This is a genomic window from Aeromicrobium sp. Leaf289, from assembly GCF_001423335.1.
Classification (GTDB): Bacteria; Actinomycetota; Actinomycetes; order Propionibacteriales; family Nocardioidaceae; genus Aeromicrobium.
Genome location: NZ_LMNK01000003.1, coordinates 263,416 through 277,508, shown reverse-complemented (window position 1 = coordinate 277,508; position 14,093 = coordinate 263,416). Strand labels below are relative to the sequence as shown.

General features: G+C 73.1%; 14 protein-coding genes and 1 tRNA gene. 9 read left to right on the top strand and 6 right to left on the bottom strand.

The features are described from left to right. Positions 1 to 2: 2 nt before the first annotated feature. Together ASF37_RS12455 and ASF37_RS12450 are read right to left on the bottom strand one after the other, a co-directional pair. Positions 3 to 809, bottom strand: a complete 807-nt coding sequence (locus tag ASF37_RS12455) for a DUF1295 domain-containing protein (protein WP_235492863.1) — start codon at positions 807 to 809, stop codon at positions 3 to 5. Continuing rightward, a complete protein-coding gene (locus ASF37_RS12450) occupies positions 806 to 2,113 on the bottom strand; it encodes a cyclopropane-fatty-acyl-phospholipid synthase family protein (protein WP_056580918.1) in 1,308 nt (435 codons plus the stop codon). The genes ASF37_RS12455 and ASF37_RS12450 overlap by 4 nt, the downstream gene beginning before the upstream one ends. Positions 2,114 to 2,256: 143 nt before the next feature. On the opposite strand from ASF37_RS12450, the gene ASF37_RS12445 reads away from it, so the two are divergent. From ASF37_RS12445 to ASF37_RS12435, 3 genes are read left to right on the top strand one after another with little or no spacing between them, the layout of a single operon-like run. Beyond that, on the top strand, positions 2,257 to 2,706 hold the full coding sequence (locus ASF37_RS12445) for a PGPGW domain-containing protein (RefSeq protein ID WP_056574528.1): 450 nt from the start codon (positions 2,257 to 2,259) through the stop codon (positions 2,704 to 2,706). Positions 2,707 to 2,748: 42 nt separating this feature from the next. Beyond that, a complete protein-coding gene (locus ASF37_RS12440; protein WP_056580912.1) occupies positions 2,749 to 3,924 on the top strand; it encodes a S8 family serine peptidase in 1,176 nt (391 codons plus the stop codon). Continuing rightward, complete coding sequence (locus ASF37_RS12435; RefSeq protein WP_056552539.1) at positions 3,921 to 4,868, top strand: 1-aminocyclopropane-1-carboxylate deaminase/D-cysteine desulfhydrase; 948 nt, start codon at positions 3,921 to 3,923, stop codon at positions 4,866 to 4,868. Before ASF37_RS12440 ends, ASF37_RS12435 begins: the two co-directional genes overlap by 4 nt. A 7-nt stretch (positions 4,869 to 4,875) precedes the next feature. On the opposite strand, the gene ASF37_RS12430 is transcribed toward ASF37_RS12435, so the two are convergent. Both ASF37_RS12430 and ASF37_RS12425 read right to left on the bottom strand, forming a co-directional pair. After that, the gene (locus ASF37_RS12430; RefSeq protein WP_156366821.1) at positions 4,876 to 5,541 is read right to left on the bottom strand and encodes a hypothetical protein; all 666 of its coding nucleotides are present in this window, start codon (positions 5,539 to 5,541) and stop codon (positions 4,876 to 4,878) included. After that, complete coding sequence (locus tag ASF37_RS12425; RefSeq protein WP_056580909.1) at positions 5,534 to 7,183, bottom strand: Ig-like domain-containing protein; 1,650 nt, start codon at positions 7,181 to 7,183, stop codon at positions 5,534 to 5,536. Before ASF37_RS12425 ends, ASF37_RS12430 begins: the two co-directional genes overlap by 8 nt. Before the next feature lie 156 nt (positions 7,184 to 7,339). Between ASF37_RS12425 and ASF37_RS12420 the strand changes: the two genes are divergently transcribed. Continuing rightward, positions 7,340 to 8,707: an NAD(P)/FAD-dependent oxidoreductase gene (locus ASF37_RS12420; protein WP_056580906.1), complete on the top strand. Its 1,368-nt coding sequence runs from the start codon at positions 7,340 to 7,342 to the stop codon at positions 8,705 to 8,707. Between the two features lie 3 nt (positions 8,708 to 8,710). On the opposite strand, the gene ASF37_RS12415 is transcribed toward ASF37_RS12420, so the two are convergent. After that, positions 8,711 to 9,703, bottom strand: coding sequence for a DNA topoisomerase IB (locus tag ASF37_RS12415; protein ID WP_056574511.1), 993 nt, complete (start codon positions 9,701 to 9,703; stop codon positions 8,711 to 8,713). A 113-nt stretch (positions 9,704 to 9,816) separates the two neighbouring features. On the opposite strand from ASF37_RS12415, the gene ASF37_RS12410 reads away from it, so the two are divergent. Next, positions 9,817 to 10,773, top strand: a complete 957-nt coding sequence (locus ASF37_RS12410) for a PHB depolymerase family esterase (RefSeq protein ID WP_056580903.1) — start codon at positions 9,817 to 9,819, stop codon at positions 10,771 to 10,773. Positions 10,774 to 10,966: 193 nt separating this feature from the next. On the opposite strand, the gene ASF37_RS12405 is transcribed toward ASF37_RS12410, so the two are convergent. Next, the gene (locus ASF37_RS12405) at positions 10,967 to 11,515 is read right to left on the bottom strand and encodes a TetR/AcrR family transcriptional regulator (RefSeq protein WP_055969147.1); all 549 of its coding nucleotides are present in this window, start codon (positions 11,513 to 11,515) and stop codon (positions 10,967 to 10,969) included. Between the two features lie 58 nt (positions 11,516 to 11,573). Here ASF37_RS12405 and ASF37_RS12400 point away from each other — a divergent pair, with 58 nt between their 5' ends. The 4 genes from ASF37_RS12400 to ASF37_RS12385 all read left to right on the top strand — a co-directional run bounded on the left by ASF37_RS12400 (position 11,574) and on the right by ASF37_RS12385 (position 14,069). Then, the gene (locus tag ASF37_RS12400) at positions 11,574 to 12,035 is read left to right on the top strand and encodes a PaaI family thioesterase (protein ID WP_055969144.1); all 462 of its coding nucleotides are present in this window, start codon (positions 11,574 to 11,576) and stop codon (positions 12,033 to 12,035) included. Positions 12,036 to 12,122: 87 nt separating this feature from the next. Further along, positions 12,123 to 12,195 (top strand) — tRNA-Arg (locus tag ASF37_RS12395). A gap of 252 nt (positions 12,196 to 12,447) precedes the next feature. Then, positions 12,448 to 13,425: a hypothetical protein gene (locus tag ASF37_RS12390; RefSeq protein ID WP_156368196.1), complete on the top strand. Its 978-nt coding sequence runs from the start codon at positions 12,448 to 12,450 to the stop codon at positions 13,423 to 13,425. Between the two features lie 8 nt (positions 13,426 to 13,433). Then, positions 13,434 to 14,069 (top strand): hypothetical protein, encoded by a 636-nt coding sequence (locus tag ASF37_RS12385; RefSeq protein WP_055969137.1) that lies wholly within the window; start codon positions 13,434 to 13,436, stop codon positions 14,067 to 14,069. Positions 14,070 to 14,093: the final 24 nt, after the last annotated feature.

Below are 14,093 nucleotides of genomic sequence, written 5' to 3'. Positions count from 1 at the left end.
CGTCACGCCTTCTTCGGGGGCAGGGGGATGAAGCCGCTCGTGCGACGGACGTAGTCGTCGTAGCCGGGCTTGGTGCGCTTCATGCCCTTCTCGTTGAGCGAGGCTCCGGTGACCTTCGTGAGGAAGATCGTCATGGCGATCGGGCTGATCACCGTGGCCACACCGGCCCACGACGACGCCGCCACGATCCAGATGCCGGTCCACACGCAGGCGTCGCCGAAGTAGTTCGGGTGCCGGGTGTAGCGCCAGAGGCCCTGGTCCATGACCTGGCCCTTGTTCTCGGGGTCCTTCTTGAACCGGGCCAGCTGCCAGTCGCCCACGGCCTCGAAGAACAGACCGACGGCCCACACGGCTGCGCCCAGCCAGCCGAGCCAGCCGATCGTGCCGACGTTGTTCATGCCCACCATCACCGGCGTGGCCACGAGGAACATCGCGATGCCCTGGGGGAGGAACACCCGGGTGAGCGCGACCTGTCCGAACGAGCGTCCGTCCTTCTCGGCCAGCTCGGCATAGCGGGGGTCCTCGTCCTTGCCGCTGTTGCGGTGGTGCAGGTACACCGCGAGCCGCACGCCCCACACGGCGGTGAGCACGAGCAGCAGCAGCTGGGTCCCCGGCATCCCGTCGCCGTAGCCGGTCACGAAGACCGAGACGACGGCCACCGCCACGAAGCCCAGCGGCCACGCGGTGTCGACCACGGTGAGCTTCTGGATGCGCACCGAGATGGCCATGCAGACGGCCATGAGGACGACGACCGTGAGGAGGCCGAAGCCGAGCGTGACCAGCGCGTGCGAGGTGTCGTTGGCGATCAAGCCAACCACTCCAGGGGGCTGGCCGGCATGTCGCTGCGGCCGGCGGGGGAGGGCTTCACGGCCAGGATCTGGTCGACGCCCATGCGGTTCTCCTCGAAGGCGAGCGACCCGCCGGCCAGGTAGAGGCGCCACACGCGGGCGGTCTCCTCACCGACGAGGGCCACGGCCGTGGCCCAGTTCTCCTCCAGGTTGGCGGCCCACCCGGCGACGGTCTGCGGGTAGTGCTCGCGCATGGCCTGCACGTCGCGGATCTCCAGGCCGGCACCGGCGATGAGGCCGATGGTCTTCGCGATCGGCTTCATGTGCATGTCGGGGGCGATGTACGTCTCGATGAACGGTCCGCCGCCGGGACGGTCGCCGGGCGCGTCGTTGCTGCGCGACATCTGCTGGATGAGCACGCGTCCGCCGGGGCGCAGGTAGCGCTGGATCGACTCGGTGAACACCACGTACTCCTCGTCGCCCACGTGCTCGCCCATCTCGATGGAGGCGATGGCGTCGATCGTCCCGTCGGCCACGCCTGCTCCGGCGAGGTCGCGGAAGTGGCGCAGGCTCACGTCGACGCGACCCTGCAGCCCACGCTCGGCGGCGCGCTTCATGACGTAGTCGCGCTGCTCCGACGACAGCGTCACGCCGGTGACGTGCACGCCGTAGTGCGCGGCGGCGTGCAGGCTGAGCGAGCCCCAGCCGGAGCCGATGTCGAGCATCCGCATGCCCGGCCGCAGCCCGAGCTTGCGGCAGACGAGGTCGAGCTTGGCCGTCTGCGCCTCCTCGAGGGACATCGACGGATCGGCGTGGAACCCGCTGGAGTAGGCCATCTGCGGGTCGAGGATGAGCTCGTAGAAGTCGTTCGACAGGTCGTAGTGGTGGCTGATGGCCGCCCGGTCACGCTCGCGGCTGTGCAGCTCGCCGGTCAGGTTCGACTCGGCGGCCGGTGCGGCGGGGCGTCGGCCGATGGCGCCCAGGCGCACCGCGAGGTAGGCGCCGCGCAGCTTGAGGCGCAGGCTGATCTTCGGCCGACCGGCCTTGCCGTCGGCCTCGCGGGCCACGCGGACCGCCTCCCACATGGTGCGCAGGCCATCGGCCAGGTCGCCCTCGAGGTCGAGGTCTCCCTGCACGTAGGCGCGGGCGACGCCGAGCTCACCGGGGGAGTGCAGCACGTGCCGCACGGCGCGCTTGTCGCGCAGCACCAGCACGGGAGCGTCGGCCGGTCCGGCCTCGCTGCCGTCCCAGAGCCGGAGCCGGACGGGCAGGGACATGTCGAGGGCTTCCTCGGCGAGGGACAGCAGGGCGGCGGCCTTGTTCATGGGTCAATCCTGGTCTGGTCGGCGTGGACCCGCCATCCGGGGTCCGCGAGAACCATTCGATGCCGTGGCCACCGTGGATCGGTGTGTCCAGGACCGCACCAGGTCCGTGCCCCGGTGTGGGTGGACTAGGGCATCCTGTGGCCATGAAGCAGCAGCGTCGTGAGCGCGGCGTGCTCGAGCGTGTCGCCACCGAGACGTTGGGCTGGGTCCTGGTCGTGGTGGGGATCATCCTGTGGCCGCTCCCGGGACCCGGCCTCCTGATCATCCTCGCGGGCATCACGGTGCTCTCGCGCCAGCACGCCTGGGCGCGGCGGGCACTGGGGCCCGTGCGCGAGAAGGCGATCGAGGCGGCGCGCTTCGGCGTCGCCACCTGGCCGCGCATCACCCTCAGCGCCCTCGGCGGGGTGTGGCTGTTCGCGCTCGGCGTCGTGTGGTGGATGTCGCCGACGATCCCGGAGTTCAGCGTGCTCGGCGTCGGCTTCGGACCCCGGCTCCCCGCGGCTGGATGGGCCACGGGCCTGGGGCTGATGGCCTCCGCGGTGGTGGCGTGGGGTCTGCTCGTCTACAGCGTGCGGCGCTGGCGAACGCGGTAGTCTTCGCCCGTGACGCCCCGACGTCGTCGTCCCCCTGTCGCTGTGACCGTCCTCGCCGCGACGGTCGCCGGTCTCCTGGCGTCCGGGATCACTCCGGTCGCCGCGTCGGACGAGCCGCCGGTGGACCGGACGGCGGAGCGGATCGTGGCCCGCGCCGCGGACGGCCAGCCGTTGCGCGTGGTCACCACGACCCTCGGACCCCAGGGTCGACCTGAGATCAGCACCACCGTCGTGTCCAGTCGCGATCGAGCCAGGCTGCTCGTGGCCCGTGCGCTGCGCGACCGCGACGTCGACGCGGTGTCGGTCGCGCTACCCGTGCGCACGACCGCGTCGAACGACACGCTCCGCCCCCGGCAGTGGGGCCTGACCCGGCTCCAGGCCGAGACCGTCTGGACGCGGGCGAACGGCGCCGCCACCAGGACCACGAGGCGTGCGGTCGTCGCCGTCCTCGACACCGGGGTCGACGCCACGCACAGCGACCTCAGGGCCAACGTCGGGGCGGGCTACGACGTGCTGGCCCCCGGCACCAGCGCGGCCGACCCCAACGGCCACGGCACGCACGTGGCCGGCATCGTGGCCGCCGTCGCGGGCAATAGTCGTGGGGTGGCCGGACTCGCGCCCCGCGCGGCCATCCTGCCGATCAGGGTGCTCGACTCCGCGGGCCGCGGCACGAGCGACGCGGTCGCGCGCGGCATCGTGCGTGCGGCCGACCGCCGGCCTCATGTCATCAACCTCTCGCTGAGCATCCCGGGCGACGACCCCGCCGTGCGGCAGGCCGTGGCCTACGCCCAGCGCAGGGGCGTGCTCGTGGTCGCCGCGGCCGGGAACACCGGGTGCGGCCTGTTCGTACGCACGCAGTACCCCGCCGCCTACGCAGGAGTCGTCGGGGTCGGGTCGCTCGACTCCTCGCTCGCCGCCTCGCGCTTCAGCAGCTGCGGATCCTGGGTCGACGTCGCCGCTCCGGGGGGCGGCATCTGGTCCACCGTGCCGAGGCAGAACAGGGTGGGCTGCTCCGGGACCTACTACTGCTCGCTCAGCGGCACGTCGATGGCGGCGCCGCACGTGGCCGCCGCAGCGGCGATGGCCATGAGCCGGCGTGGCTGGAGCGCCGGCACGGTTGCCGCGCGCCTCGAGAGCACGGCCCGCGACCTCGGCGCCCGCGGCAAGGACCGGACGTACGGCGCCGGCCTGCTCGACGTGCGGGCCCTGGTGGGATGACCTTCCTCGCGCGCCGCTTCCCGGACGCCGACCTGCCGTGGGTCCGGCTCGGGACCGGCCCCACGCCGGTGCGGGAGCTCGACGGATTTTGGGTCAAGGACGAGGCGGGCTTCGGCGACGGCGGGTGGGGTGGCAACAAGGTCCGCAAGCTCGAGTGGATCATCCCCGAGCTCCAACGTCGGCGCCGCAGAGTGATGTTCACCGTGGGTGGCATCGGGACCCACTGGGGTCTCGCCGCCGCGCTCTACGGACGCGAGCACGGGCTGCGCGTGGTGCTCGGCCTCGTCGACCAGCCGGTCGACGACCACGTGCGCGAGCAGACACGACGCCTCGACGCCTCCGGTGCCGACATCCACCGGTTCCGGTCGGTGCGAAGCCTGAGGCGCACCGCGCCCCTCCTGCTCGCGCGCTACGCCGACGGACTGCGTCTGCCGCACTACGTCCCGGCCGGCGGATCGACCGCGGTCGGCAGCCTCGGGTACGTCGAGACCGCCCTCGAGATCGCGGAGCAGGTCCGGGCCGGTCTGCTGCCCGAGCCGGCCACCGTCGTGACGGCGGTCGGGTCCGGTGGAACGGCCGCCGGCCTCACGCTCGGGCTGCGCATGGCGGGTCTGCGCTCGCGGGTGCTGGGCATCGTCGTCAACGACGCCTTCCGCCTCGACGCCGTCACCATCGCGCGCCTGGCCGACCAGACGGCCGCACTCCTGCGCACCCGGGGCGCTCTCGTGGAGGAGCGCATCGGTCCGCGCGACCTCGTCGCCGACGCGTCGTGGCTCGGCGAGACCTACGGTGCCCTGACGCCCGAGGCCGAGGAGGCCCGCGCCTGGGCCGCAGACCAGGGCCTGGAGCTCGAGCCTGTCTACACGGCCAAGGCGCTCGCCGCGATCCGCGGGAGCGCCCTCGACGGCCCCGTGCTGTTCCTGCAGACGCACGGCCCGCGGTAGCCGACCACTATCGGGGTGGCGCGTCCCCGCGCTCCTCGAAGGGAGTCATGGGCGGCATCAGGTGGGTGAGCTCCTGGCTGAGGTGCGCCCAGCGGGCGACCTGGCGCATGCGGTCGCCCTCGGCCGTGCGCTGGCCGTCGCCCCACGGTCGGGGCCACCCGCGCGCGAGTGACAGGACACCGCCCGCAGCGAGCAGACCCGTGCCGATGGTCCGCCTCCGCCACGACGGGGCCACGTAGAGCTGGTCGCCGAAGCCCGAGTGCGGGATCCAGCGGAACGCGCCGACCTGCTCGGCCGACTGGATGCCATGGTGCTGCGCCTGGCGCACCGTCAGGAGAGCCGTCTCCTCGACGTCGCCACCGGTGAACGCCACGATCGACGTCGCGGGCGGACCGGACGCCGGCTCAGGCTCCGGGACCTCCACGAACCAGAGAGGAGGTGCCTTGGGTGCCGCGTCCGCCGTCACCTCGAGCCGGGACACGAGCCCGTCGGTCAGGTGTGCGACGGCGACGACGCCCGCGGCTTCCTCCGACCCGGCCTCCGCCTCGGGAACCGTCAGCGCGGTCCCGTCGGCGTGCCGGTCGGACTGGACGAGCGAGACCCGCACGAGCGCGCCGCCGGTGTCGACGACACGCACGTGCCAGATCGGGAACGCGGGTGCGTCGTCAGGCACCCGCGGCGTCCCGACGGCGTCGGCTTCCGGCGACGGCCGCGGCGCCGGTCGCCAGCAGCGCAGCGCCGAGGGCCAGCAGGCCGGTCCGCGGGCCACCGGTCGAGGGCAGGCTCGACGTGGCCGTCGCGACCGTGCCGCTGGCAGAGCCCCCGAGCGACGCGTCGGCGGGCGCGGTGGAGCCGTCGTCGGAGTCGGCCGGGTCCTCGGGGTCGACCGGCGTGACGGCACCGTTGTCGCTGACCAGCACGCTGACCGTGGCCGTGTCGGACCCGTTGCCGTTGGTGAGGCGGTAGGTGAAGGTGTCCACGCCCTCGAAGCCCGGCTCCGGCGTGTAGCGGATCCGCTGGGTGCCCGCGCTCGGCACGGCCAGCACGCCGACGCGGTCGTCCGGGCCCGGCTCCGGCGTCGGAACCGTGGCCTCGCCCACCAGCTCGGCGGTGCCGCCGTCGGGCTGGGACGCGACGTCCAGCGTCGTGCCCGGGTCCTCGCTGTCGTCGTTGGCGAGCACGTCGACGTCGACCGGGTCGCCGTCGAAGGACTCGTCCTCGTCGTCGACGGCATCGGGGAGGATCGCGCCCGCGTTCGTGAACAGGGCGACGGCACTGTCGGAGGACTCACCGGGACTGAAGAAGAAGCAGTACTCGGGTGTCTCCTCCGTGCACGGGTCGATCACGCGCCGACGCGGCGAGGCGATGGCGCCGGGCGCGGCCGACTCCTGGGTGATGACGTAGGTCGAGCCGGGGTTCCCCTCGCGCTCGCTGCACCTCGACGAACCGGGGCCGAACTCGAAGGTGGTGAACGTCGTGCAGGTCGTGGGATCCGGGGTCGTACCGTCGGCGCGGATCTCCTGGATGCGGAACACGCCGCCGGCCGTGCCCTGGGGGGCGTAGGACCCGTCGGCCAGCTGTACGCCCACCCGGAACTTCGTGGTGCCGAAGTCCGCGTTCACCGGCGGTGCGACGTAGGCCTCGACCTGCAGGTCCACCGTGGCCGTGGCGGTGGTGCCGTCGGCCGTCGTCACGCGGTAGGTGAACGAGTCGGGTCCGGTGTAGTCCTCGTCGGCGTCGAACTCGACGCGCAGCGAGCCCTCGCCCGGTACGTCCTGGCCGGGCTCCTCGAAGCGGGATCCCACCACGTAGGCCGTGCCGTGCTCGCCCTGGCTCTCGATCGTGAGCGAGCGGATCGCGTCGGTGCTGGTGTCGTTCTGGAGGACGTAGAACGTCCCGGTCCGGCCCGCGGTGACGTCGCCCGTGTCGTCGGCGAGCACGAGCTCGGTGTCGGCGGCGGCCACCTCGGGCCCCGGCGCGGCCTCGGCGGCGGGCTCGGCCTCGTACTCCGTCGGGTCCACCTCGACCGGCTCCTCGGCCGGTGCGGCGACGTCCTCGGACGCAGGTCCGTCCACGGCGTCACCTGCGGGGGGCTCCTCGGCGAGCGCTTCCTGCTCCTGCTCGGGGGTGAGGGACGGCTCGACGCCGGACGACTCGGTGGTGGTCCGGTCCGTCGAGGACGTCTCGGGAGCGAGGTCCTCGTCGGCCATGGCCGTCGGCGCGACGCCGACGAGCGTGACGAGGGTGGCGGCACCCGTGACGGCCAGACGGCCGATCGGGGTGCGCAGGAACGTGGTGCCGGAAGGCAGGGACATGAGGCTCCGCGGGAGTGCGATGTGGGTCGTCCCGCGGGTGCGGGCTCCGTGAGCGTAGGTCACGGCGGCCGACTCCGCCCGCCTTTCGCGGCTCTGTTCACCCGGGAGTCGCGCCCCGGTCCTGCGCGAGGACCACGGCGGGGCCACGATGGGGGCATGACGACGTGCGACGTGGTGGTGATCGGTCTCGGACCCGGTGGCGAGGCGCTGGCGGCCCGACTGGCGGGGGAGGGGCTCGAGGTCGTGGCCGTGGAGTCCGGTCTCGTGGGCGGTGAGTGCCCCTACTGGGGCTGCATCCCGTCGAAGATGTTCATCCGCGCCGCCGGCGCGATCGCGGAGACCCGGCGCGCGGTGGAGCTGGCCGGCGCCGCGACGGTCGAGCCCGACTTCTCCGTGGTCGCGAAGCGCATCCGTGAGCAGGCCACCGACGACTGGGACGACACCGTGGCCGCCGAGCGGCTCGAGAAGTCGGGCGCGCGCCTGGTCCGCGGTCACGGTCGGCTGGCCGGTCCCGGCGTGGTCGAGGTCGACGTCGCCGGTGGGGGGACGCAGCGCATCGAGGCCCGGCGCGGCGTCGTGCTCAACCCGGGGACCCGGGCCGCGGTGCCGCCGATCGATGGACTCGCCGGCACGCCCTTCTGGACGAACCACGAGGCTCTCGAGGCGACCGTCCTGCCGAGCTCCCTCGTGGTCATCGGTGGCGGGCCGATCGGGCTCGAGCTGGCGCAGGCGTTCGCCCGCTTCGGCAGCGAGGTCACGGTGGTCGAGGTCGGCCCCCGGATCCTCGGTCCCGAGGAGCCGGAGGCCTCCGACGTGCTGCGGGGTGCGTTCGAGCGCGACGGCATCGACGTGCGCGAGGGCGACAGCATCACCTCCGTCTCCCACGACGGCACGCAGTTCACCCTCGAGCTGGCCTCGGGCACCGTCCACGCCGAGCAGGTGCTGGTGGCAGCCGGGCGGACGCCGTCCATCGGCGACCTCGGGCTGGAGACCGTCGGTCTCGACCCCGACGCCCGGTCGATCGAGGTCGACGACGCGATGCTCGCGGCCGACGGCGTCTGGGTCGTCGGTGACGTGGCCGGGCGCGGCGCCTTCACCCACGTCTCGATGTACCAGGCGGACCGCGCGGCCCGCGCGATCCTCGGGGAGGACCTGCCCGACTACGACACGTCGTTCCCGCGGGTCACGTTCACGGACCCGGAGGTCGGCGGCGTCGGCCTCACCGAGAAGCAGGCGCGCGACCGTGGTCTCGACGTGGCCGTCTCCACCACCGACCTCGCGCAGAGCTCGCGCGGGTTCACCCACGGCCCGGGCGCCGAGGGCGTCGTCAAGATCGTCGTCGACACCACTCGCGACGTCGTCGTCGGTGCCACCGTGGTCGGACCCACCGGAGGCGAGACCGTCTCGGGTCTCGTGGTGGCGGTCCGCGCCGAGGTCCCGGTGGCGACGCTGCGGAACTCCGTGTTCGCCTACCCGACGTTCTGGCGAGCGGTCGAGAGCGTGCTGCAGGACGTGTCGGAGTAGCCCTCAGCCCTTGCCGAGCAGCTCGAGGACCTGCTTCTCCAGCGTGCGGCTCACCGGCTCGCCCGGAGCGACGGGACGGTGACCGCCGGCCACCACGACCCCGTCGTCGAAGAGGTCGACGACGCGCGGGTCCACGTACGACGAGCGTGCGACGGCCGGGGTGTTGCCGAGGTGCTCGGAGACCTCCCGCATCGCGGCGGCCACCGACTTCTTGCGCGCGGTCTTGGTCGACGCGTCCGACGAGGAGAGGGCGGCCGCCGCGATCACGGTGCCGCGCCACGTGCGGAAGTCCTTGGCCGAGAACTCCTCGCCCAGCATCTCCTTCACGTAGTCGTTGACGGCTGACGCCCCGAGGGTCGACCAGCCGTCGTCGCCGCGGTACGCCAGCAGGACGTCGCCGCCGGTGCGGCGGCGACGCAGCGGCTCGAGCGCCGAGATGAGCCGCTCGTCGCGCAGCGCGACCTCCAGGTCCTGGCCGCTCTTGGCCACGTAGGAGAACACGAGCGTGTCGCCGTCACGTCGGACGTGCTGCTTCTCGATGGTGGTCAGCCCGTAGCTGCCGTTCTCGTCGGCGTAGCGGTCCGAGCCCACCCGGAAGATCCCGAGGTCCAGCAGGCCGAAGGCCAGGGCGGAGACGCTGCGCAGCGTCGGCTCGTCGGTGACCTCGTCGCGGGCACGGTCGCGGACGTCGAGCAGTGCCGCGGCGAAGCCCTCCATGTGCACGAACTTCTCGGCGTCGCGCCGTTCGCGCCAGGCCGGGTGGTACAGGTACTGACGGCGTCCGGCGTCGTCGGTGCCGACCGCCTGCAGGTGGCCGTTGTGCACCGGGCAGATCCAGACCTTCGTCCACGCAGGCGGAATGACGAGCTGCTTGCAGCGCTCGACGTCGATCTCCTGCAGCGGGGCGCCGTCCTGGTCGAGGTAGCGGAAGCCTCGGCCGTGCCGCACACGCGACCAGCCGTCCATCGAGGCAGAGACGCGACGCAGCCGGACCATGCAGCGACGGTAGGTCGCCTCCGTGGCCCTCGCGACTCGAGCCGGGTACCGACGCGGGCGTCGATCACGAGGTGTCGACCTCGGCGTGCGGCGGGACCCGGCAGACTAGGGGCGTGCGAGCTCTCGTCGCGGTCGTCGTCCTGTCCCTCACCCTGGGCGCCTGCACGCGCGGCACCGACGAGCCCGACAGGACCCCCGCCACGAGCGCACCGACCACGACGGCCGCGTCGGCGGGCTGCGGGTCCGTGCCCGACGACGTCACCGGGGCGACACGCGACGTGACCCGCAGGATCACCGTCGACAGCACGCTGCGGCAGTACATCGTGCACGTGCCGACCGGCTACGACGGCTCACGCCCCCTGCCCGTCGTGTACCTCTTCCACGGTCTCGGCAGCTCCGCCGCGGAGGTCGCGACGTACGCGTCGTTCCCGACGGCCGCCGACGACCGGGACTTCATCCTCGTCTCGCCGCAGGCCACCGGGACGCCCAGCACGTGGGACGTCCTGACACCGGCCTCCACGGCCGGCTCCGACGCCGCGTTCTGGCTCGAGCTCACGAAGTCCCTCGGCGACGAGTGGTGCGTCGACGACGACCGGCAGTACGCGGCCGGCATGTCGAACGGGTCGGCGGTCGTCTTCGCGATGGCCTGCTCGGGGGACTTCCCGTTCAAGGCCTACGGCGGGGTGGCCGCCACGTTCTACGACGACGCCGCCTGCAGCGACGCACCGCCCGCGTCGGTCGTCTACTTCCACGGCACGGGCGACGAGGTGGTCCCGTTCGACGGCGGGGAGACCCCGTTGTTCCCCGTCCGCTCGGTCGACGCCGTGATGGCCGACTGGGCGAAGCACGACGGCTGCGCCACGAAGCCGCGCACGACCGAGGTGGCTTCCGACGTGGAGCTGGAGCGGTGGCGCGACTGCGACGACTCCGCGCGCCTCGAGACGTACGTGATCGACGACGGTGGGCACACCTGGCCCGGGGCGGACTTCGAGGTGCCCGTGCTGGGGAAGACCACGTCCTCGATCGACGCGACCGACCTCATGGTCGAGTTCTTCGGGCTGGGCGACTGAGGGTTCGCTGGGCGACGGACTGGCCGACTGGGCCGAGCGAGGGATGGAGCACGCGCGCACCCTGCCTCCGCAGTGACGTGAGGGCGGGGACGCGGTGGGTCGCGGAGACTGCGCGCTGTCGTCGCGCGCGACGCCGCTGAGCCGTTACGTTGGAAGGACCTCCCCCCGTGCCGACCCCTGGAAGGCCACTGGCCTAGGTGCGGGGGGAGGCCCCGAGCAGCCCCGTCAGGTGGCGCCGGACGTCGTCGAGGGGCTCCGGGTCCCGAGCCACGCGCGAGCGCAGGATGGCTCCCTCGACCGCACTGAGAGCCACGCTGGCGGCGCTCGGGTCGCCCGTGGTCTCGGACAGCAGGGCGTGCAGGCGCTCGAACACCGCCTGGGCGGCAGCGTTCACCACCGGGTCGTCATCGACCGCCGCGGCCGCGATCGGACAGCCCAGTGCTCCGCCGTGGCGACGGATCTCCCGCTCCCACCAGTCCAGCATTGCCTCGAGCATCGCGACGGCGGGCTGCTCGGGGGCGGCCGCGGCGCCGTCGGTCATCAGTCTCTCCAGGTGTCGTCCTGCGACCCGGACGGCCTCGGCGACGAGGGCCGGCTTGCCGGCCGGGAAGTGCTGGTAGATCGATCCGCGCGCCGCACCGCTGCGCTCGAGGACCTCGGCCACGCCGGTGCCGTGGACCCCACGCTCGCGCACCAGCGCGATGGTGGCGGTGACGATGCGGTCCCTCGCTCCGGTGGCCATCGACCCACTATAGACCGATCGGTCTATAGTGGGTCCTCGTCGATCGAGAGGGTCCGTCATGACGTCGCTGTCAGCCGAGCAGCTGGAGCACCTGAAGCAGCTCACCGGGCTGGAGTTCCTCCGGACCGCCTTCGCGGCCGAGGACAGGCCGCCCTTCATCGGGGACCTCCTCGGCCTCGAGGTCGAGTCGCTGGAGGAGGGGACGGTCGTGTTCTCGGTGCCGACCAAGCCCACCTTCGCCAACCCCCTGGGGTCCCTGCACGGCGGCATCTGCGCCACCCTGCTCGACTCGGTGATGGGCTGCTCGATCCACTCGACGCTCGAGGCGGGCGTCGGGTACGGGACGCTCGAGCTCAAGGTCAACTACATCCGGACCGTCCCGGTCGACGGTGCACGCCTGGTCGGGACCGGCCGCACCATCCACGTCGGACGCCAGGTGGCCACCGCCGAGGGCTCCATCGTCGACGCCTCCGGCCGGCTCGTCGCCCACGGCACCACGACCTGCATGATCTACCGCTGACCTGCCGAGGTCGGGTCGGCTGCGCCCCGCTCCTGCCGCGCCTGCCAAGATGGGGGTGCGTCGTCACCCCTCGGGGCTCGGCGCCCCGCCCCCGTAGCTCAGGGGATAGAGCAACGGTTTCCTAAACCGCAGGTCGCAGGTTCGAATCCTGCCGGGGGCACGTACGGCCGGGGCGTGGGGCACGTACGGCCGGGTCGTGATGGGCGCGGAGCAGCAGCGGCAGGGAAACGGTCTCCTCAGTCGCAGGTCCCAGGTTCGAACCCAGCCCGGCTTCGCCGGTCGCCGGCCCGAAAGGTCCGGGCCGCGCCGGGTCCAAGGTCCCCTTTCGTGGGAGTGCGCCCCGTCGACCTGCGCAGAGCCCCATACTGGTCGCGGCCCGCCCCCTGTCCCGTCCGGAGCACCGATGTCCCTCATGAGCGCTCGCTCGCCCCTTGCCCGCCTCACCGTCGCGGGCGCCTGCGCCGTGGCCGGTCTCGTGACCGTCGCCGCGCCTGCGCTTGCCGACGACACCACCTCGAGCGACGTCGACGGCTCCGAGGAGTCGACGCCGACCTCCACGCCCGAGACCTCCGCGGCCCCGGACGGCGAGTCCGACGTCGAGGAGAGCACCAGCCCGGAGACCGGGACGTCGACGTCCGAGGCGACGTCCACCGAGGACACGCCCGACCCGAAGGTCGTCGACGACGTCGACGAGGCCGAGGAGGTCGTTCCGAACTACGGGTCGCGCAAGTTCCGGGTGGGTGTCCGCCTCGCCGAGGACAACGACCTCCCCGCCGGGACCGTGACCGAGGGCAGCGTCCTCCGGGTGACGGTGACGAGCCAGGACGGCGCCGACTCCGAGACCTTCGACTGCACCACCATCGCGGTCGGAGACCCGGGGAGCGGCGACAGCCAGTGCGAGGGCAACTTCTTCCGGCCCTACCCGAACCAGCCGGAGCTGCGCGCCAGCGCCCGAGGTGTCGACATCGACGATCCCGGCCAGTCCGCGACGGACCGGTTGAACTGGTACTACACGACGCCGGGGGCCACGGTCACCGTCCAGCACCTCTCGTCCCCGGGCGAGCTGGCGCCCGAGACGAGGACCGCAACCGTCACCCCGTGCGAGGTGAGCGAGACCGATGCCCTCTTCTGCGACGACACCGCGGACGTGTGGTTCGAGCTGGGCGCGCCGAGTCCGGAGGAGCCGGCCGAACCGACCGATCCCTCGGGCCCGACCGATCCCTCGAACCCGGCTGACCCCTCGGACACGAGCGACTCCTTGGACGCGGCCGGCTCGGCACGTCTGCCCGACACCGGGGGCCCGGAGGGCGCACTCCTCGCGCTCGGTCTCGGCATGGTCGCCGCCGGCGGCACGGCCGTCGCGGCCGGCCGACGCCGTTCGGACGCCTGAGCCGCCTCGTGCTCGGGCCGCAGGTCTGGCGCTGTCGGGCGCTGGGGCCCGACGGCGCCACGGCCTGGTTCGCGTCGGTCGTCGGTGGCGCTCGCCCCGACGGCACCGTGACGGAGCTGCTCGCCGCAGAGGCCGAGGACCTGGTGCGTGGGGAGACCGTGCTCTGCCGGCTGACCCCGCGGGCCGACGGCACGCCATTGCGGCTCGAGGTCGCCCCCGCGCTGCTCGAGCGCACCGGTGGGCTCTGGTTCGTGCAGGTGCACGAGCCCCAGGAGCGTGAGCCCGCGACCAACCTCGTCGCCTTCGCCGGCGGGACGGTCCCGGCAGGTGAGGTCCTGCAGGGACGTCTGCCGCGCGAGGCCGGCGTCCGCGCCGCCGACCAGGCCGGTGCGGTTCGGTGGTGGCCGCGCACCGGAGAGGTGGACCAGGTCTACGTGGCCCCCACCCGCCGGCGCAGCGGGCTGTCCACCGTCCTGCTCGCCGCCGCCGGCACGGTCGCGACGGCCACGGGCACGCCCCCGCTCTGGGGAGACGGGCAGCGCACGGCGCTCGGCGAACGGATGAAGCAGGGCTCGCCGTGGAGCCACCGGTTCGCCGAGCTGGAGCACCTGGCGCCGCCGATGACGCCGTTCGACGAGCGTTGAGCCGGGACCTGCGCGCCGCCGTGG